Origin of the sequence: Streptomyces sp. 2323.1 (assembly GCF_900221035.1) — a bacterium.
Lineage (GTDB): Bacteria > Actinomycetota > Actinomycetes > Streptomycetales > Streptomycetaceae > Streptomyces > Streptomyces sioyaensis.
This window is the reverse complement of sequence record NZ_LT907981.1, coordinates 2,254,808-2,273,082: the sequence shown is the minus strand read 5'-3', so window position 1 is coordinate 2,273,082 and position 18,275 is coordinate 2,254,808. Positions and strand designations below refer to the sequence as shown.

16 protein-coding genes are annotated in these 18,275 nt (G+C 70.6%); 9 read left to right on the top strand and 7 right to left on the bottom strand.

Annotated features, from left to right (window positions below; all coding sequences use genetic code 11):
- Positions 1-133 precede the first annotated feature (133 nt).
- The 4 genes from frr (at position 134) to CPH93_RS09055 (ending at position 4,183) form a co-directional block, all read left to right on the top strand.
- Entirely contained in the window at positions 134-691 is a 558-nt protein-coding gene (gene frr, locus CPH93_RS09070; RefSeq protein ID WP_006602824.1) for a ribosome recycling factor, read from the top strand.
- Positions 691-1,857: a phosphatidate cytidylyltransferase gene (locus tag CPH93_RS09065; RefSeq protein WP_093485392.1), complete on the top strand. Its 1,167-nt coding sequence runs from the start codon at positions 691-693 to the stop codon at positions 1,855-1,857. The genes frr and CPH93_RS09065 overlap by 1 nt, the downstream gene beginning before the upstream one ends.
- A gap of 511 nt (positions 1,858-2,368) precedes the next feature.
- Positions 2,369-2,905: an RNHCP domain-containing protein gene (locus CPH93_RS09060; protein ID WP_096212503.1), complete on the top strand. Its 537-nt coding sequence runs from the start codon at positions 2,369-2,371 to the stop codon at positions 2,903-2,905.
- A 186-nt stretch (positions 2,906-3,091) separates the two neighbouring features.
- A complete protein-coding gene (locus CPH93_RS09055; RefSeq protein WP_256332030.1) occupies positions 3,092-4,183 on the top strand; it encodes a DUF1152 domain-containing protein in 1,092 nt (363 codons plus the stop codon).
- 104 nt (positions 4,184-4,287) lie between these two features.
- Here the strand turns inward: CPH93_RS09055 and CPH93_RS09050 are convergent, their stop codons facing one another.
- Positions 4,288-4,584, bottom strand: coding sequence for a GYD domain-containing protein (locus CPH93_RS09050; RefSeq protein WP_093485394.1), 297 nt, complete (start codon positions 4,582-4,584; stop codon positions 4,288-4,290).
- Positions 4,585-4,923: 339 nt separating this feature from the next.
- On the opposite strand from CPH93_RS09050, the gene rlmN reads away from it, so the two are divergent.
- From rlmN to CPH93_RS09030, 4 genes are all read left to right on the top strand, one after another.
- Complete coding sequence (gene rlmN / locus CPH93_RS09045; protein ID WP_093485395.1) at positions 4,924-6,030, top strand: 23S rRNA (adenine(2503)-C(2))-methyltransferase RlmN; 1,107 nt, start codon at positions 4,924-4,926, stop codon at positions 6,028-6,030.
- A 258-nt stretch (positions 6,031-6,288) separates the two neighbouring features.
- Positions 6,289-7,392, top strand: coding sequence for a thiamine ABC transporter substrate-binding protein (locus tag CPH93_RS09040; protein WP_096212502.1), 1,104 nt, complete (start codon positions 6,289-6,291; stop codon positions 7,390-7,392).
- Positions 7,393-7,430: 38 nt separating this feature from the next.
- Positions 7,431-9,098, top strand: coding sequence for an ABC transporter permease (locus tag CPH93_RS09035; protein ID WP_096212501.1), 1,668 nt, complete (start codon positions 7,431-7,433; stop codon positions 9,096-9,098).
- Positions 9,099-10,175: an ABC transporter ATP-binding protein gene (locus tag CPH93_RS09030; protein ID WP_096212500.1), complete on the top strand. Its 1,077-nt coding sequence runs from the start codon at positions 9,099-9,101 to the stop codon at positions 10,173-10,175.
- Between the two features lie 74 nt (positions 10,176-10,249).
- Here the strand turns inward: CPH93_RS09030 and CPH93_RS09025 are convergent, their stop codons facing one another.
- The 6 genes from CPH93_RS09025 to CPH93_RS09000 all read right to left on the bottom strand — a co-directional run bounded on the left by CPH93_RS09025 (position 10,250) and on the right by CPH93_RS09000 (position 16,608).
- The gene (locus CPH93_RS09025; RefSeq protein WP_093485399.1) at positions 10,250-11,179 is read right to left on the bottom strand and encodes a hypothetical protein; all 930 of its coding nucleotides are present in this window, start codon (positions 11,177-11,179) and stop codon (positions 10,250-10,252) included.
- Positions 11,180-11,377: 198 nt separating this feature from the next.
- Positions 11,378-12,544, bottom strand: a complete 1,167-nt coding sequence (locus tag CPH93_RS09020) for an LOG family protein (protein WP_096212499.1) — start codon at positions 12,542-12,544, stop codon at positions 11,378-11,380.
- A gap of 114 nt (positions 12,545-12,658) precedes the next feature.
- The gene (locus tag CPH93_RS09015) at positions 12,659-13,831 is read right to left on the bottom strand and encodes a hypothetical protein (protein WP_093485401.1); all 1,173 of its coding nucleotides are present in this window, start codon (positions 13,829-13,831) and stop codon (positions 12,659-12,661) included.
- Complete coding sequence (locus tag CPH93_RS09010) at positions 13,813-14,553, bottom strand: ABC transporter ATP-binding protein (protein ID WP_093485402.1); 741 nt, start codon at positions 14,551-14,553, stop codon at positions 13,813-13,815. The genes CPH93_RS09015 and CPH93_RS09010 overlap by 19 nt, the downstream gene beginning before the upstream one ends.
- A gap of 214 nt (positions 14,554-14,767) precedes the next feature.
- A complete protein-coding gene (locus CPH93_RS09005; protein WP_093485403.1) occupies positions 14,768-16,129 on the bottom strand; it encodes an aspartate aminotransferase family protein in 1,362 nt (453 codons plus the stop codon).
- A gap of 2 nt (positions 16,130-16,131) precedes the next feature.
- Entirely contained in the window at positions 16,132-16,608 is a 477-nt protein-coding gene (locus tag CPH93_RS09000) for an Lrp/AsnC family transcriptional regulator (protein ID WP_093489234.1), read from the bottom strand.
- A gap of 177 nt (positions 16,609-16,785) precedes the next feature.
- Here CPH93_RS09000 and CPH93_RS08995 point away from each other — a divergent pair, with 177 nt between their 5' ends.
- A complete protein-coding gene (locus CPH93_RS08995) occupies positions 16,786-18,240 on the top strand; it encodes a gamma-aminobutyraldehyde dehydrogenase (protein ID WP_096212498.1) in 1,455 nt (484 codons plus the stop codon).
- The last annotated feature ends 35 nt before the right edge of the window (positions 18,241-18,275 follow it).

The window sequence follows — 18,275 nt, the reverse complement described above, 5'->3', positions numbered from 1 at the left end:
GGGCGGCAACTCCCGGCCGGGGGCAGACCCCGGTACGGGGATGGACAACTGCCTGCCGGTCGGACACCGTGCAGGAGAAGACGTGCGGCAGGGGCGAGGCTCTGCTTCTTACCGAAAAGACCAGGAGCAAGTGGTGATCGAAGAGATCCTCCTCGAGGCCGAGGAGAAGATGGAGAAGGCCGTCGTGGTCGCCAAGGAGGACTTCGCCGCGATTCGCACCGGGCGTGCGCACCCGGCGATGTTCAACAAGATCGTGGCGGACTACTACGGCGCCATGACGCCGATCAACCAGCTGGCGTCGTTCTCGGTGCCCGAGCCGCGGATGGCCGTGGTGACCCCGTTCGACAAGAGCGCGCTGCGCAACATCGAGCAGGCCATCCGCGACTCCGACCTCGGCGTCAACCCGAGCAACGACGGCAACATCATCCGGGTGACCTTCCCGGAGCTGACCGAGGAGCGCCGCAAGGAGTTCATCAAGGTCGCCAAGAACAAGGGCGAGGACGCGAAGATCTCGATCCGCAGCGTCCGCCGCAAGGCCAAGGAGACCCTCGACAAGCTCGTCAAGGACAAGGAGTCCGGCGAGGACGAGGTGCGCCGCGCCGAGAAGGAGCTCGACGACACCACCGCGAAGTACGTCGCGCAGGTGGACGAGCTCCTCAAGCACAAGGAATCCGAGCTCCTCGAGGTCTGATGAACGAGTCTTCCTGGGGGGCCCCGCCCGGCGCCGGTCAATGGGGGCCGACCGACCACGGACCGGCCTCCTCGCTTCGAGGGGTGGCGCCCCCCGTCCCGGCGGGTCCCGTGTACGACCGGGGCGACGCGGCGCAGACTCGGCCCATGCCCCTCGTGCCCGGGCCAGGCGGACACCAGGACGACGACCGGGAACATCGGGATATCCGGGAAAACCGGGATCACCTGGACGACCGGGGGGCTGCTCGCCTGAGCGGCCCCCTGTTCCGCGACGAAAAGCCGCAGGAGCCCATGCCCACCTCTCGTTCCGGGTCCGACAGCTCGCCGGACTCAGAGAAGCCGAAGAAGAAGAGCGCGGGCCGCAACCTCCGTGCCGCGATAGGGGTCGGCATCGGCCTCGGCGTGATCATCGTTGCGTCGCTCTTCGTCTACAAGCCCATCTTCATCGGCGTGATAGCGATCGCTGTCGTCGTGGGCCTGTGGGAGCTGACCTCGCGGCTGGCCGAGCGCAAGGACATCAAGGTGCCGCTGGTGCCGCTCGCGGTCGGTGGCACCGCCATGGTGGTCGCCGGATACGTCCGCGGCGCCGAGGGTGCCTGGGTGGCGATGGCGCTCACCGCGCTCGCCGTCCTCGTCTGGCGGATGACCGAGGCGCCCGAGAACTATCTGCGGGACGTCACCGCCGGTGTCTTCGCGGCGTTCTACGTGCCGTTCCTCGCGACGTTCGTGGCGCTGATGCTCGCGGCCGAGGCCGACGGGGCGCTGCGGGTACTGACCTTCCTGCTGCTGACGGTCGTCAGCGACACCGGGGCGTACGCGGTCGGCTGGCGCTTCGGCAAGCACAAGCTCGCACCGCGCATCAGCCCCGGCAAGACCCGCGAGGGACTCGTCGGCGCGGTGCTCTTCGCGATGGTGGCCGGCGCGCTGTGCATGGAATTCCTCATCGCGCACGGCGCCTGGTGGCAGGGCCTGCTGCTCGGCCTCGCCGTCGCGGCCAGCGCCACCCTCGGTGACCTCGGCGAATCCATGATCAAGCGGGATCTCGGCATCAAGGACATGGGCACTCTGCTGCCCGGCCACGGCGGCATCATGGACCGTCTGGACTCCCTGCTGCCGACCGCGCCGGTCGTGTGGCTGCTGTTTGTGATCTTTGTGGGGGCCGGCTGACGGCACGGAATCCCGTAGCGGGGAGCGAGGCGGGCTCTACGTCTCTGCTCCCCGCTTTTCTTTGTGCAGCATGGACTGTTGTGGAGCACGGGCTTCGTGATGTTCGTGAGGGGCCTCTCGCGCCAAGCGGGGGCCCCTCTTCGTATGTCTGCAGCGGCGGGCGGGCATGTGGCAGGGCTCGGTCACCCGGATCGACGGCCCGGCGGGAAGGGGTGCGGGGGTGGCCGGCCGCCGGCCCTGGCTCAGGGAAAAAGGGATGCCGGACTCGGGGGACCGCGGCATAAAGTGGACATCACCCTCCGAAGCCGTTCCGGCGGCCTTCGGAACACTCCGTGACACGGACAAGGAGGTGGCGTGATCAAGAAACGCTGTGCCGCTGCCGGTGCTGCCTGACAGGGGACGGCGCCGACGTCAGTGAGGCCGGACCGACACCTACCGGCGGCACGTGGGGAGGCCCGCGTGACAGTGACCGGGACAAACCGACAAACCCGGTCGTGGTCCGGATTCAGGGATGCGAGTACGCCCTGATGAAGCTGGAGCCGGAAGTAATCGCCCGCCCGAGAAGCGAGCGGTGAACCGCGTCCCTCGCCGGCCGAGCCTGAGACCCCTGAACAGGGGGAGAGCCAACGGAACCCTGCGCCTCCGAGTTGAAGATCCCTTCGACTCGCCGAGGAGCAGCACCATCAGCAGAACCACCGAGAACACCGGCTTCACCTGTAGCAACTGCGGCGAAGAGGTCGCGCCCCTGGTCAACGGGAGCTACCGCAACCACTGCCCGCGGTGCCTGCACTCACGTCATGTGGACGTCAGGCCCGGAGACCGTGCCAGCGACTGCCGGGCGCTGATGCGCCCGGTGGCCGTCGATCACCACTCCACCAAGGGCTACATGATCGTCCACCGCTGCACCGGTTGCGGCGTCCGCCGTCGCAACCGCATGGCCGACGATCCCCACCAGGGCGACGACCTCGACCAGGTCCTCACCGTGCTGCGTACGGGGCTCAGCCGGCACGAAGCAGGCCGGCGCGCCCGGCCCTGGAGGCTCATCTGACGCCTCGCGGCCCCCGCTTTGGCGGGGGCCGCCCGCCTGCCGAACCCGACGGCCCAACCGCCGCCCCGGAGAACTGAATCCCCGCGGATGACGGGCGGCCGGAGGCCCCCCACCAGCAACTTTTCCCCGCTGGGCCGTGCGTTGCGCTGTGGCCGGTGCAGGTCGTCGGCGCGTACGCTGGCGCATGTGACGCGCCTGATCGTGGCAGCAGGAGGAGGCGGCGACGCCGTTGCCGCAGCGATGCTGGACGCCGCTCTCTACGGTGACGAACCTCCGGCAGTAGTTCTCACCTACGCGTGGGACCGCCTCCTGGTCGATCCCGTTCCCGGCCCCAGAGGACCGGCCAACTTCACCGGCCTCCGTCCCCTCACCCGCAGCGTCCGGACCGTCCCCGCCGACGCGACCCCGATCGCCCCCGCGGGGTCGACACTTCCCCGACTGGCGGCGGAGCTCCCGCAGACCTTCGCGCTCACCGACCCGCACCACGGCGCCGAGGGAATCATCCGCCAACTCGAAGAGCTCGTACAGCACTTGGAGCCGGACACGGTCGACCTCCTGGACGTGGGCGGCGACATTCTCGCCCGGGGCGACGAGCCCACCCTTCGCAGCCCCCTCGCCGACGCCCTCACGCTCGCGGCATGCTGCGAACTCAACTACCCCGTGCGACTCCTGGTCGCCGGCCCCGGCCTCGACGGCGAACTCCCCGCCGACGCCCTCCGCGACCGCCTCGGCCCCGCTGCCCTGACGCTCACCGCCGAGCACATGCACCCGGTCAGCTCGGTCCTGGAGTGGCACCCCTCCGAGGCCACGGCGATGCTGGCCGCCACGGCCCGAGGCGCCCGCGGCCTGTGCGAAGTGCGGGAGGCCGGCCCACCGGTCCCGCTCACCGACGACGGCGCCGTCGTGTACGAGGCCGACCTCGACGAAGCCCTCCACCGCAACCAGCTCGCCCGAGCCATCCTCGCCACGGAGAACCTGCACGAGGTCGAGCAGTACAGCCGGGAGATCTGCGGCTTCTCCGAGATCGACTACGAGCGCAACGAGGCTCGGCCGGGAAGCCAACCCGCCCAGAAGCTCGACCCGGAGGCCGTACTCCGACAGCTCGACGACTTCGAGGCCGACGCCGGGGGCCGCGGAGTAACGCACACGACGTTCCGCCGGCTCACCGAAGCGTTCGGGCTCGGCGCCAACCAGCGCCAGGACCTCAGGGAACTGCTGCTCAGCAGGCGCCCGGGGCAGTACGAGGCGCCGCTGTGGTCCATCGCGTCCGGAGCTTGAGTCACAGGTTTCTCTGCGAGTTCACGGCTCGCTGGGCACCCCGCTTCGGACCTTGCCAGGCAATGGTGAGCCGGAGACCCCTCGCTCGCAGTGTGTGGAGGTCGTCAGCCGGCAGCCTTGGTGATGATGCGATCCATCTCCTCGCGACCGAAGGCCCGCAGAGTCGTGGAACGGACGTTGCCCACCCCGCCGAGCTGCAGGAGTGTCGCGGTGACGGTTTCGTCGTCGGGCGCCTCGACGACGGCCACGAGGTCATAGGGGCCGACAGTCCAGTAGATGTTCAGGAGCTTGGCCCCGAGCTTCTGTGCCGCTGCGCCGAAGGAGTCAGCGCGCTTCGCGGTCTCCTTGTAGTTTCGGATCCCTTGTTCGGTCCAGTTCAGCAACGCGACGTACGTGGGCATGTTCTTCCACCTTCACGAGGAAACACAGCGTGAGGTCAATCCTGGGCATCAGGGCGGAAGCCTGCATGAGGTGCCCGGCCGAACGAGTAATGCGAGTGACCGCAGGCGGCTGATCGCGGTGGCTGGAACCAGCTGACCGAGATCCAGGCTGTTCAGGGCGTGGTCGCGGGTCGAGTCCCCGACGGGCTGTGGGTGAAGGGGTGGGGCGGCGGAGCCGCCACTGGGACCTCCCTGGGCCGTACGAGGCCGGTCAAGGGCGACAGGCGGCGGCCGAGGGTGACGGCCCCCACCCCGCTCTCACCTGGGCGGTGCCGGATGATCTGCCACACTGGACCCACCATGCCTGCACCCGGAGAACTCACGTTTGTCGCGCCCCGTGGCGCCAAGAAGCCCCCTCGGCACCTTGCTGATCTCAGTCCTGATGAGCGGCGCGAAGCGGTCGCCGCGATCGGGGAGAAGCCGTTTCGTGCCAAGCAGTTGTCGCAGCACTATTTTGCCCGTTATGCGCATGATCCGGCGCAGTGGACCGACATCCCGGCGGCGGCCCGGGAGAAGTTGGCGGGTGAGCTGCTGCCGGAGCTGATGAAGGTCGTGCGGCACATCTCGTGCGACGACGACACCACGCGCAAGACGCTGTGGAAGCTGCATGACGGGACGCTCGTCGAGTCGGTGCTGATGCGGTATCCCGACCGGGTCACCATGTGCATCTCCTCGCAGGCCGGCTGCGGAATGAACTGTCCGTTCTGTGCGACGGGGCAGGCGGGGCTGGACCGCAATCTGTCGACCGCCGAGATCGTGCACCAGATCGTCGACGGGATGCGTGCGCTGCGCGACGGCGAGGTGCCGGGCGGCGCGGCGCGGCTGTCCAACATCGTCTTCATGGGGATGGGGGAGCCGCTCGCCAACTACAAGCGGGTGGTCGGCGCGATCCGGCGGCTGACGGATCCCGAGCCGGACGGGCTGGGGCTGTCGCAGCGGGGGATCACCGTGTCCACGGTCGGGCTGGTGCCGGCGATGCTGCGGTTCGCCGACGAGGGCTTCAAGTGCCGGCTGGCCGTGTCGCTGCACGCCCCCGACGACGAGCTGCGGGACACGCTCGTCCCCGTCAACACGCGCTGGAAGGTGCGTGAGGTGCTGGACGCGGCGTGGGAGTACGCGGAGAAGTCCGGGCGGCGGATTTCGATCGAGTACGCGCTGATCCGGGACATCAACGATCAGGCGTGGCGCGGTGACCTGCTGGGACGGCTGCTGAAGGGCAAGCGCGTCCATGTGAACCTCATTCCGCTGAACCCGACCCCCGGGTCGAAGTGGACCGCCTCGCGTCCCGAGGACGAGCTGGCGTTCGTGCGGGCCATCGAGGCGCACGGGGTGCCGGTGACCGTCCGTGACACCCGCGGTCAGGAGATCGACGGCGCGTGCGGGCAGCTCGCCGCCTCGGAACGCTGACCGTTCGCTGGTACTGTGTGATCGAACAAATGCACATTCCGACAGGGGAGCGCCACAGCGCTGAGAGTGCGGAAGCGCCGTAGTCCTACGGTGCCCGCAGACCCTTGAACCTCGCCCGGGTCATGCCGGGTAGGAAGTTCGGTCGTCACTCATGCTGTTGTGCCCTGCCCGAAGTCCGCTCCGTACGTCCTCGCACGTCACGAACCGCGGACATCGGGCAGGGCAGCGTCTCGTCCTGGCCAGCCAGGAGGACATTCAGTGAGCACCACCAGCAGGATCACCGCGGCAGCGCTTGCCGCTGCCATGGGCATGACCGCGTTGGCCGCCTGCGGCACGTCGGGGGGCGACAGCGCGGACGCCAAGACCGTCACGCTGGTCAGCCATGACTCGTTCAACGTGTCCAAGTCCGTGCTGACCGCGTTCGAGAAGCAGAGCGGCTACAAGGTCCGGGTCCTCAAGGGCGGGGACGCCGGCAAGGCCGTCAACCAGGCGATCCTGTCCAAGGACAATCCGCAGGGCGATGTGTTCTTCGGCATCGACAACACCCTGCTCTCGCGCGGTCTGGACGAGGGCCTCTTCAGCCCGTACGAGGCCAAGGGGCTCGGGCACGTCCCGGCCGGGCTGCAGCTGGACAAGGCGCGGCACCGCGTCACCCCGCTCGACTACGGCGACATCTGCGTCAACTACGACCGCGGCTACTTCGCCCGGCACAAGATCGCGCCGCCGAAGACCTTCGACGATCTGATCAAGCCCCGGTACAAGGGGCTGCTCGTCACGGAGAACTCGGCGACCTCCTCGCCGGGGCTCGCCTTCCAGCTCGCCACCGTCGCCGCCTACGGCAATGGGGGCACCTCCCGGACGAAGTCTGGGGGAGGCTGGCAGGACTACTGGAAGAAGCTCAAGGCCAATGGCGTCGAGGTCGTCGACGGCTGGGAGCAGGCCTACAACCAGCGCTTCTCGGGGTCCGCGGCGAGCAAGGGCAAGGGCGACAAGCCGCTGGTGGTCTCCTACGCCTCCAGCCCGCCGGCCGAGGTGCTCGGCAAGAAGCCCGCGCCCAAGGAGGCGCCGACCGGCGTCGCGACCGGCACCTGCTTCCGGCAGATCGAATTCGGCGGTCTGCTGAAGGGCGCGAAGAACGAAAAGGGCGGCAAGGCGCTGCTGGACTTCCTGCTGAGCCGGCAGTTCCAGGAGGACGAGCCGCTGCAGATGTTCGTCAACCCGGCCCGTGCGGACGCCAAGGTGCCGGAGGTGTTCACCAAGTACGGCGCCACGATCGGCAAGCCGGCGACGCTGGCTCCTCAGACGATCACCAAGAACCGCGAACAGTGGATCAAGCAGTGGTCCTCGCTCGTTCTGAAGTAGGGCGCACCCGCGGCCGCGGGCCCGCGAAGGGGACGGCGGTGCGGCTCGGTCTGATGGCCGTGCCGCTCGCCTTCTTCGCGCTGTTCTTCGCCTATCCCGTCGTGGCGATCGTCGGGCGGGGGCTGAAGGACGGCGGACAGTGGCAGTTCGGCCGGTTCGGTGCCGTGCTGAGCGAGCCGGACATCGTGCAGGTGCTGTGGTTCACCGTCTGGCAGGCGGCCGCCTCGACCGTGCTGACCCTGCTGATCGCGCTCCCCGGCGCCTATGTCTTCGCCCGCTTCGACTTCCCCGGCAAGCAGCTGCTGCGGGCGGTGGTGGCGGTGCCGTTCGTGCTGCCGACCGTCGTCGTCGGCACGGCCTTCCTGGCGCTCGTCGGGCGGGGCGGGCTGCTGGACGAGCTGTGGGGGGTGCGCCTGGACACCTCGGTGTGGGCGATCCTGCTGGCGCACGTCTTCTTCAACTACGCCGTGGTCGTGCGCACCGTCGGCGGCCTGTGGGGGCAGCTCGATCCGCGGCAGGAAGAGGCGGCGCGGGTGCTGGGAGCCGGGCGGTTCGCGGCTTGGCGGCGGGTGACGCTGCCCGCGCTGGGGCCGGCCGTCGCGGCCGCCGCGCTGATGGTCTTCCTGTTCACCTTCACCTCCTTCGGCGTGGTGCAGATTCTGGGCGGGCCCACCTTCTCCACGCTGGAGGTGGAGATCTACCGGCAGACCGCGGACTTCCTGGATCTGCCGACGGCCGCGGTGCTCACCCTCGTCCAGTTCGCCGCGGTGCTGGGCGTGCTGGCGCTGCACGCCTGGACCGTGCGCCGCCGGGAGTCCGCGCTGCGGCTGGTGGACGCGTCGCAGACCGCCCACCGGCCGCGCGGTGGTGGCCAGTGGGCGCTGCTGTGGGGCACGCTCGCCGTCATCACCGTGCTGCTGCTGGTGCCGCTGGTGGTGCTGGTGGAGCGGTCGTTCGCCGGGCCGGACGGCTACGGCACGGTCTTCTACACCTCGCTGCGGTCCGCCGCGGCCGCCGACAGCACGTTTGTCGTCGCGCCCCTGGACGCCCTGTGGAATTCGCTCGCCTACGGGGCCGCGGCCACGGTGATCGCTCTGGTGGTGGGCGGGCTGGCGGCCGCTGTACTGACCCTGCCGCGGCTGCGCCGGGGCCCGTCCGGCCGGACGCCCGCGATCAGCCGGTTCGTCCGCGGCTTCGACGCCCTGCTGATGCTGCCGCTCGGGGTCTCCGCGGTGACCGTCGGCTTCGGATTTCTGATCAGCCTCGACAAGCCGCCGCTCGACCTGCGTGCCTCGTGGTGGCTGGTCCCGCTCGCCCAGGCGCTGGTGGGGGTGCCGTTCGTGGTCCGGACGATGCTGCCGGTGCTGCGGGCTGTCGATGCACGTTTGCGGGAGGCCGCCGCCGTGCTCGGCGCCTCGCCCTGGCGGGTGTGGCGCGAGGTCGACCTGCCGCTGGTGCGGCGGGCGCTGCTGATCGCCGCGGGCTTCGCCTTCGCGGTGTCGCTCGGTGAGTTCGGGGCGACCGTCTTCATCGCGCGGCCGGACCGGCCGACGCTGCCGGTCGCCGTGGCCCGTCTGCTGGGGCGGGCGGGGGAGACCAACTACGGGCAGGCGATGGCGTTGTCGACCATCTTGATGGTGGTGTGTGCCGGCGCCCTGCTGGTACTGGAGCGCCTGCGCCCCGTCGACCACTCCGGGGAGTTCTAGATGACGGCAGCGGACACCACCACACGGGCGCCGGAGCTGCTACGGCTGGGCGGGGTGACCGTCCGCTTCACCGCGGCCGGGCGCCCTGCGCTCGACGCGGTGGACCTGGACGTCGCCGCGCAGGAGATCGTCTGCGTCCTGGGGCCGAGCGGCAGCGGCAAGTCCACCCTGCTCAGAGTGGTCGCAGGTCTCCAGCACGCCGACGCCGGGCAGGTGTTGCTGGAGGGGCGGGAGCAGCGGGGGGTGCCCGCGCACCGGCGCGGGGTCGGCCTGATGTTCCAGGACCACCAGCTCTTCCCGCAGCGCGATGTCGAGGGCAATGTCGCCTTCGGACTGCGGATGCGGGGGTCCTCGCGCGCCGACCGGGAGCGTACGGTCACCGAACTCCTGGACCTCGTGGGGCTGCCGGGCGCCCAGCGGCGCGCCGTGGCCTCGCTGTCCGGTGGTGAACAGCAGCGGGTCGCCCTGGCCCGCGCGCTGGCCCCACGCCCCCGTCTGCTGATGCTGGACGAGCCCCTCGGCCAGCTCGACCGCGGGCTGCGCGAACGGCTGGTCGTCGAACTCCGCCGTCTTTTCCGGGAGTTGGGAACGACCGTGCTCGCCGTCACGCACGACCAGGGCGAGGCCTTCGCGCTCGCCGACCGGGTCGTGGTGATGCAGGACGGCCGGATCGCCCAGAGCGGCACCCCGCTGGAGGTCTGGCAGCGGCCCGCCTCGGAATTCGTCGCCCGCTTCCTCGGCTTCGACAACGTGGTCGAGGCGACGGTGCAGGGCGAGGCGGCCGCCACCCCCTGGGGCAAGGTGCCGGTCCCGGACGGCACCGCGGACGGGCCCTGCCGCCTGCTCGTCCGCCCGGCCGGGGTGCGGCTGACGGCGGCCCCGGACGGCGTGCCCGCCACGGTCGCGGCCCGGACGTTCCGTGGCACCCATGTCGCGCTGCTGCTGCAACCCGCCGTCGGACCGCAGATCGAGGCGGCCTGCACGCTGCGGGACGCGCCCGAGGTGGGCGAGCGGGTGGGCCTCGCGTTCGCCGCAGCGGACGTGGTGGTGCTGGACGGCGGGGCGCCGGCGGGCTGACCGTACGGAGGGCGCCGGGGACCGGGCCGCGGTGTCCTCCGACGTCCGACGGGGCCCTCGGCAGCCGGTCGCCCTCAGCGCGCCGCCGCCTCCGCGGGCAGCTCGCCGGCCGGTGCCGGGTCGTCGTGCGCCCCCGGCTCGGGCTCGCCGAACCACGCGACCGCGACGGCCCCGGCCACCGCCACCACGAAGCCCAGGACGGCGACCCAGGCGAAGCCCGGTCGGGAGGAGTCGCCCAGCCACAGCACCCCGAGAATGCCGGGGATCACCGTCTCGCCCACCACCAGCGCCGCCGTGGCGCCGTTCACCGAGCCGAGCTGGAGGGCGACGGTGTGCAGATACATCCCGCCGATTCCGGCGACGCCGATCGCGTACAGCGCGGGGTCGCCGAGCAGGGACGGCAGATCGAAGGGGGCCATCCCGTTCAGCACCCGTACCCCGATGCCGAGCGCGCCGAAGCCCAGGCCGGAGAAGAGCCCCGCGAGGATCGCGGCCCGCGCGCCGAGCAGCCGCACGACCACGGTGCCGCCGCCGATGAGCACGACGGAGGCGGCGAGCAGCCACCAGTGGGCGGCGAGCGGGGTGTGGCCGCTGCCCTCCGGCCCGGCGGCCGTGGCCAGCAGCACCAGCGCCGAACAGACCACGGCGATGGAGGTCCACTCGGCGCGGCTGAGCCGCAGGCCCAGGAGCTTGACGCTCAGTACGGCAGTGATCACGAGGTTGGCGCTGATCACGGTCTGCGAAAGGAACAGCGGCAGCAGCCGGGCCGCCAGCGCGCCGAGCCCGAACCCTATGAAGTCCAGCACCGTGCCCAGCATGAATTCCCAGGTCACGGCCGCCTTTGCGGTGGACGCCAGGCTGGGGCCGCCGTGCTGGGTGACACCGGACGCGGAGGCCTTGGCCGCCTCCCGGCGGGCGGATTTGCGCGAGCCCAGCGCCTGCAGAACCGATCCCGTGCCGTAACCGGCCGACGCCGCCACGGCCGTCAGCAGACCGATGATCACCAAGAACTCCGTTCGCCCGCTGTCTGTACTGCCTGTGCAGTGCACTGCCTCTGCACTGCACTGCTGTTCACTGCCGGACTGGCAGACGTGCATTCGGGGGCCGGAGTTGCCTCGGGCGGGCAAACGCACCCGTACGGCCGTCCGGTGGGGACCGGTGCGGACGCGGAGAGCCCCCGCGGGGGAGCCCCCGCGGCCGGATCAGGCCGGTGCCGCGGCGCGGAGGCGGGCCAGGGTGTCCGGGACCTCGTCCACCGAGTCGACCAGCGCGATCCGGGCCGCCATGGGGTGCTCCGAGGCGAGCGCCTGGAGCAGCGGCCAGGCGGGGAGCTGCTCGGTCCAGTGGGCGCGGTTCACCAGCACCATGGGGGTCGGCTCGCCCCGCGACCCGTAGTAGTTCGGGGTCGCGTTGTCGAAGATCTCCTGTACGGTCCCGGCCGCGCCCGGCAGGAACACCACACCGGCCCGGGAGCGCGCCAGCAGTCCGTCCTCGCGCACCGCGTTGACGAAGTACTTCGCTATCCGGGAGGCGAAGGCGTTCGGCGGCTCGTGGCCGTAGAACCAGGTGGGGATGCCGACCGAGGCGCCGCCGTCCGGCCAGCTGCGCCGTATCTCGAAGGCGGCCCGTGCCCAGTCGGTGACCGAGGGGGCGAAGTGCGGTGCCTTGGCGAGGATTTCCAGCGCCGAGTCGAGCATGCCGTCCTCGAAGGGCGCGGCGTACGCCCCGAGGTTCGCCGCCTCCATCGCGCCCGGTCCGCCGCCGGTCGCCACGGTCAGGCCGGTGCGGGCGAGCCGGCGGCCGAGCCGGGCCGCGCCCGCGTAGGCCGCGGAGCCGCGCTCCAGGGCGTGGCCGCCCATGATGCCCACCACCTGGGCACCGGCGAGGTCTTCGTCCAGGGCGTCGGAGACGGCGTCGTCATGGATGCTGCGCAGCATCGAGGCGAAGATGTCGCCGTCCGCCTTGGTCTCCTGGAACCAGGCGTAGGTGCGGGCGTCCGGGGTGGCGTCGTAGCCGGCGTCGACCAGCTGCGCGAAGAGCTCGTCCGGCCCGTAGAGCCCGCCCCGGTAGGGATCGAACGGCAGGTCCGGTACGGGCGGGAAGACCAGGGCGCCCCCGGCACGTATCTTGGCCGCGGCGTCCTCCTCCATGGCGCAGCCGAGGAACACGGAATCCGAGGCGTCCGTGCTGAGCAGCGCGAACGTACGGTCCGTCAGATCGACCGACTGGACGCGGTGACCGGCGAGGCTGCCGGCGGCGACGACCCGGTCGAACTCCTCCAGGGACTCGATCTCGTGGTCGTGGTTGTCGTCGTGGGCGGGGGGACGGCGGGCGGCGGAGGCATGTGAATTCGACTGCACGTGCGTCATGTTAGGACCGCGGTGACGCGCCCAGGGGGCCAGGTGGCGGTGCGGGCCGCGGTGTGCGGCGGGCCCCGGCTCCTGGCGCCACGAGTCATCCGTGGCCCCGGCGGGCCGGGACCCTCAGTGCACCAGCGGAAGGGTGGCCATCTCCGCCACCGTCCACGTCAGGGGCGCCAGGACGAGGACCAGGGCCAGGCCGCGCAGCGCCGCGGCGCGGTGGAGGACGGACGCGGAGGCGCCCAGCCGGCGGAGGGCGGCCGTGGTGTGGGCGCGGGCGGTGCGGGATTCCAGTGCGGCGGTGAGCGCGCTGGCGGTCACACAGGCGAGGACCACCGCCGCGCCGACGGCGGTGAGCGGTCCGAACGGCCGGGCGGGCGAGGCCTCGTAGACCTTCACGGCGGCGTACGCGGCGGAGCCGACCGCGCACAGCACACCCAGCGGGCGGCCGAGGCGGTGCGACTCCTCCTGGAGCACCCGCCCGGACAGCAGGCGCAGCGCGCCCGGCCGCCCGGCGCAGAGCAGCCGGCCGCACAGATGCACCAGCCCGGGACCGGCCAGGACCAGGCCGAAGGCGGACAGTGCCCAGCCGGCCAGCACGCCGGGCGGGCTGCCGATCAGCCGGCCGGGCAGCGGCAGCAGCCCGCCGGGGGCGTGCGGGCCGGGGCTGGTGTACGCCTCGATCGCCAGGCCGGCCGCGGCCAGGGCGATGCCCCAGGGGAGACCCGAGGGCGGGGCGGTCCGGGAGCGGGCCGCGGTCTCGCGGGAGCCGTTCTCGTTGCGGGGCCGCAGGGCGACGGCGGTGGCGACCGCGGCGGTCACCGGCACGGTCGCCAGCAGCAGGAGCGCGCCGGCCAGCGGCACCGGATGGCCGGCGCCGAGCAGGGCGGAGTCGATGCCGAGCGAGCCGGAGCCGCCCGGGCCGCCCAGATCGCCGCGCAGCCGCAGGAAGGCCAGCAGCGCGAGGAGAACGCCCAGCAGACAGGTCAGTGCGGTGGAGGCCGTCGCGAGCAGGGTCAGGCGCAGCGGGCCCAGGCCGGCCGCGGCCATCCCGCGCTGCAGACGGGCGGCGGGGTCCGTACGGGCGGTGGACACCGCGAACTGGGCGGTGGCCGCCAGCGGCGCCGCGCACCACAGCAGGCGTACCAGGGACTCGTCGGCCGCGGACGGGTGCCCGGCGGCGTGGCCGACGGTGGAGAGCAGCAGGAACCCGGTGCCGGCCGCGGCGGCGGCGACGGACAGGCGGCGCAGCAGGACGAGGGGGTGCGAGCCGCGGGCTAGACGGAGAGCGAGCACGCTGCCCTGCTTTCCTCATCGGAGGAGCCGCTGGTGGCGGAGGCGGCGCTCGCCGGGCGGCCGTCGAGGAGCGCCAGGGTCCGGTCGGCGAGCGTGGCGACGTCCGGATCATGGGTCGCCAGGACCACGGTGATCTGGTGCGAGCGGGCCGCGGTGGTCAGGGTGCGCAGCACCTGGGTGCCGTCGGCGCGGTGCAGCGGGGCGGTCGGTTCGTCGGCGAACAGCACCTGGGGCGTGGTCGCGAGCGCGCGGGCGATGGCGACGCGCTGGCGCTGGGACTGGTCGAGCTTGGCGGGGCGGCGGCCGGCGCACATGCCGACGTCGAGGCGGTCGAGCCATTCGAGGGCGGTGTGCTTGGCCGAGCGGGTGCCGGTGCCGCGGAGCAGCAGGGGCAGGGCGGCGTTCTCCCAGGCGGTGAGCTCGTGGACGAGGTGCGGCTCGGTGTCGATCCAGCCGAACCGGTCCAGGCGCAGCCGCTCACGGCTGGGGGAGGACAGGGTGTGCACGGGAGAGCTGTTGAACCAGACCTCGCCCTCGGTCGGCACGAGCTGGCCGGAGAGACATTTCAGGAGGGTGGTCTTGCCACTGCCGCGCGGGCCGGTGACGGCGAGGATCTCGCCTTCGCGGACGCCGACGGAGACTCCGGCGAGGGCGGAGGTGCCGCCGTGCGTGTGGTGCAGGCCGCGGGCCCAGAGAACGTCGTTGTCAGGCGGGGCCACCATCTGCGCACCTCTTGTTGTAGGCGTCGAATCGTTCCCCCGACCGGGTGAACGACCATGGAGGGTATCGGTCTCTAGCACGGTAAGTACTGGTGACCCCCGGTATTCGTCGCTTGGCAGCACAACGGCCCAGATTCACTCGTATGGCTTGAAGTGAGCGAATCTGGGCCGCTGGATGTTCAGTTGTCCCGGCGCGCGGCGGCTGGTGCCGCGGGGGTCAGAGCTTGGTCCACGCCTCGGTGAGGACCGTGCGCAGAATCTGCTCGATCTCGTCGAACACCGGCTGGTCGGCGATGAGCGGCGGCGCGAGCTGGATGACCGGGTCGCCACGGTCGTCGGCGCGGCAGTAGAGACCGTTGTCGTACAGCGCCTTGGAGAGGAAGCCGTACAGGACGCGCTCGGTCTCCTCGTCGTTGAAGGACTCCTTGGTGGCCTTGTCCTTGACGAGCTCGATGCCGTAGAAGAAGCCGTTGCCGCGGACGTCGCCGACGATCGGCAGGTCGTGCAGCTTCTGCAGGGTGTTGAGGAAGTTGGCCTCGTTGTCGAGGACGTGCTGGTTGAGGCCCTCGCGCTCGAAGATGTCGAGGTTGGCGACGCCGACGGCCGCGGAGACCGGGTGGCCACCGAAGGTGTAGCCGTGCAGGAAGGTGTTGTCGCCCTTGTAGAACGGCTCGGCCAGACGGTCGGAGATGATGCAGGCGCCGATCGGGGAGTAGCCCGAGGTCATGCCCTTGGCGCAGGTGATCATGTCCGGGACGTAGCCGAACTTGTCGCAGGCGAACGTGGTGCCCAGGCGGCCGAAGGCGCAGATGACCTCGTCGGAGACGAGCAGCACGTCGTACTGGTCGCAGATCTCGCGGACCCGCTGGAAGTAGCCGGGCGGCGGCGGGAAGCAGCCGCCGGCGTTCTGCACCGGCTCCAGGAAGACCGCGGCGACGGTCTCGGGGCCCTCGAAGAGGATCTGCTGCTCGATCTGGTCGGCGGCCCAGCGGCCGAAGGCCTCGGGGTCGTCGCCGTGGATCGGGGCGCGGTAGATGTTGGTGTTCGGGACCTTGTGCGCGCCGGGGACCAGCGGCTCGAAGGGGGCCTTCAGGCCGGGCAGGCCGGTGATGGACAGGGCGCCCTGCGGGGTGCCGTGGTAGGCGACCGCGCGGGATATCACCTTGTGCTTCATCGGCTTGCCGACGAGCTTGAAGTACTGCTTGGCCAGCTTCCAGGCGGTCTCGACGGCCTCGCCGCCGCCGGTGGTGAAGAAGACCTTGTTGAGGTCGCCGGGGGCCTCGTTGGCCAGGCGCTCGGCGAGCTCCACGGCCTTGGGGTGGGCGTAGGACCACACGGGGAAGAAGGCCAGCTCCTGCGCCTGCTTGTAGGCGGTCTCGGCGAGCTCGACCCGGCCGTGGCCGGCGTTGACCACGAAGAGGCCGGCGAGGCCGTCGATGTAGCGCTTGCCCTTGTCGTCGTAGATGTTGGTGCCCTCACCGCGCACGATCGTGGGCACGGGGGCATTCTCGTACGACGACATGCGGGTGAAGTGCATCCACAGGTGGTCGTATGCCGTCTTGGAGAGGTCGCCGCTCATCGTTATCTCGTTCCCCAGGTGTAGGTCTGCTTCCGGAGCTTGAGGTACACGAAGCTCTCGGTGGATCGGACGCCGGGAAGCGTGCGGATCCGCTTGTTGATCATTTCCAGCAGGTGGTCGTCGTCCTCGCAGACGATCTCGATGAGGAGATCGAAGGAGCCTGCCGTCATGACGACGTACTCGACCTCTTCCATGGTCGTCAGGGCGTCGGCCACGGGGTCGAGGTCACCTTCGACGTTGATGCCGACCATTGCCTGCCGGCGGAAACCGACCGTGAGGGGGTCGGTGACCGCGACGATCTGCATCACGCCTTGGTCGAGCAGTTTCTGTACGCGCTGGCGTACCGCCGCTTCGGACAGGCCCACGGCCTTGCCGATCGCGGCATACGGACGGCGCCCGTCCTCCTGGAGCTGCTCGATGATCGCCAGGGAGACGGAGTCGATCGACGGGGTGCTGCCGTTTCTGTCACGAGTGGCCACGTCGTTCACTGTGCACGAGCCTCGTCTGTCTTGCAACCCCAAATCGATGAAATTAGTCGTCTCGCGATCGAAATTTCACTGATTCCGTTGTTACTGAGTGGCGGGTGTGTTGAAAACGTGGGTCCCATGGCTAGGGTGGAGCCACATCACCGGACAACTGACTGAAGGGGGCGCACAGTGACCACCGCACTGCGTCGTCTGCGCAACTACATCGACGGGGAGTTCCGGGACGCCGCCGACGGGCGGACCACGGAGGTGGTCAACCCCGCGACGGGCGAGCCCTACGCCACCGCCCCGCTCTCGGGCGCCGCCGACGTGGACGCGGCGATGGCTGCCGCCGAGGCCGCCTTCCCCGCGTGGCGCGACCTGATCCCCGCCGAGCGCCAGAAGGTGCTGCTCAAGGTCGCCGACCGCTTCGAGGAGCGGGCCGAGGAGCTGATCGCCGCCGAGTCCGAGAACTGCGGCAAGCCGATCGCGCTCGTACGCTCCGAGGAAATCCCGCCGATGGTGGACCAGATCCGCTTCTTCGCGGGTGCCGCCCGGATGCTGGAGGGCCGCTCGGCCGGCGAGTACATGGAAGGCTTCACCTCCATCATCCGCCGTGAGCCGGTCGGCGTCTGCGCCCAGGTCGCGCCGTGGAACTACCCGATGATGATGGCCGTGTGGAAGTTCGCCCCCGCGCTGGCGGCGGGCAACACCGTCGTCATCAAGCCGTCCGACACCACCCCCGCCTCGACGGTGCTGATCGCCGACATCATCGGCAGCGTGCTGGACGAACTGGGCCACTCCCGTGGCGTGTTCAACGTCATCTGCGGTGACCGCGAGACCGGCCGGCTGATGGTCGAGCACAAGGTCCCGGCGATGGCCTCGATCACCGGCTCGGTGCGTGCCGGTATGCAGGTCGCCGAGTCCGCTTCGAAGGACCTCAAGCGGGTCCATCTGGAGCTGGGCGGCAAGGCGCCGGTCGTCGTCTTCGAGGACACCGACATCGCCAAGGCCGTCGGGGACATCTCCGTCGCCGGATACTTCAACGCCGGCCAGGACTGTACGGCCGCGACCCGGGTGCTGGTCCACGAGTCCATCCACGACGAGTTCGTCGCCGCGCTGGCCAAGGCCGCCTCGGAGACCAAGACCGGCGCGGTCGACGACGAGGACGTGCTCTACGGCCCGCTGAACAACGCCAACCAGCTCAAGCAGGTCAAGGGCTTCATCGAGCGGCTGCCCGCGCACGCCAAGATCGAGGCGGGCGGCGAACAGGTCGGCGAGAAGGGCTACTTCTTCGCCCCGACCGTCGTCTCGGGCCTCAAGCAGGACGACGAGATCGTCCAGCACGAGGTCTTCGGCCCGGTCATCACCGTCCAGTCCTTCTCCGACGAGAAGCAGGCGGTGCAGTGGGCCAACGGCGTCGAGTACGCGCTGGCGTCCTCGGTGTGGACCAAGGACCACGCCCGCGCCATGCGGATGTCGCGGAGCCTCGACTTCGGCTGTGTGTGGATCAACACCCACATCCCGCTGGTCGCCGAGATGCCGCACGGCGGATTCAAGAAGTCCGGCTACGGCAAGGACCTGTCGTCCTACGGCTTCGACGACTACACCCGCATCAAGCACGTGATGACCTCGCTGGACGGCTGAACCGGCAGGATCCACAGGGGAATTGACCCCGTCGG

Excerpts from the sequence above, each read along its gene's own strand:
- CPH93_RS09005 (WP_093485403.1), bottom strand. The coding sequence starts at position 16,129 with ATGAGCGGCGACCTCTCCAAGACGGCATACGACCACCTGTGGATGCAC.
- rlmN (WP_093485395.1), top strand. The coding sequence starts at position 4,924 with ATGCCTGCACCCGGAGAACTCACGTTTGTCGCGCCCCGTGGCGCCAAG.
- CPH93_RS09030 (WP_096212500.1), top strand. The coding sequence starts at position 9,099 with ATGACGGCAGCGGACACCACCACACGGGCGCCGGAGCTGCTACGGCTG.
- CPH93_RS09050 (WP_093485394.1), bottom strand. The coding sequence starts at position 4,584 with ATGCCCACGTACGTCGCGTTGCTGAACTGGACCGAACAAGGGATCCGA.
- CPH93_RS09010 (WP_093485402.1), bottom strand. The coding sequence starts at position 14,553 with ATGGTGGCCCCGCCTGACAACGACGTTCTCTGGGCCCGCGGCCTGCAC.
- CPH93_RS09060 (WP_096212503.1), top strand. The coding sequence starts at position 2,369 with ATGCGAGTACGCCCTGATGAAGCTGGAGCCGGAAGTAATCGCCCGCCC.
- CPH93_RS09020 (WP_096212499.1), bottom strand. The coding sequence starts at position 12,544 with ATGACGCACGTGCAGTCGAATTCACATGCCTCCGCCGCCCGCCGTCCC.
- CPH93_RS09065 (WP_093485392.1), top strand. The coding sequence starts at position 691 with ATGAACGAGTCTTCCTGGGGGGCCCCGCCCGGCGCCGGTCAATGGGGG.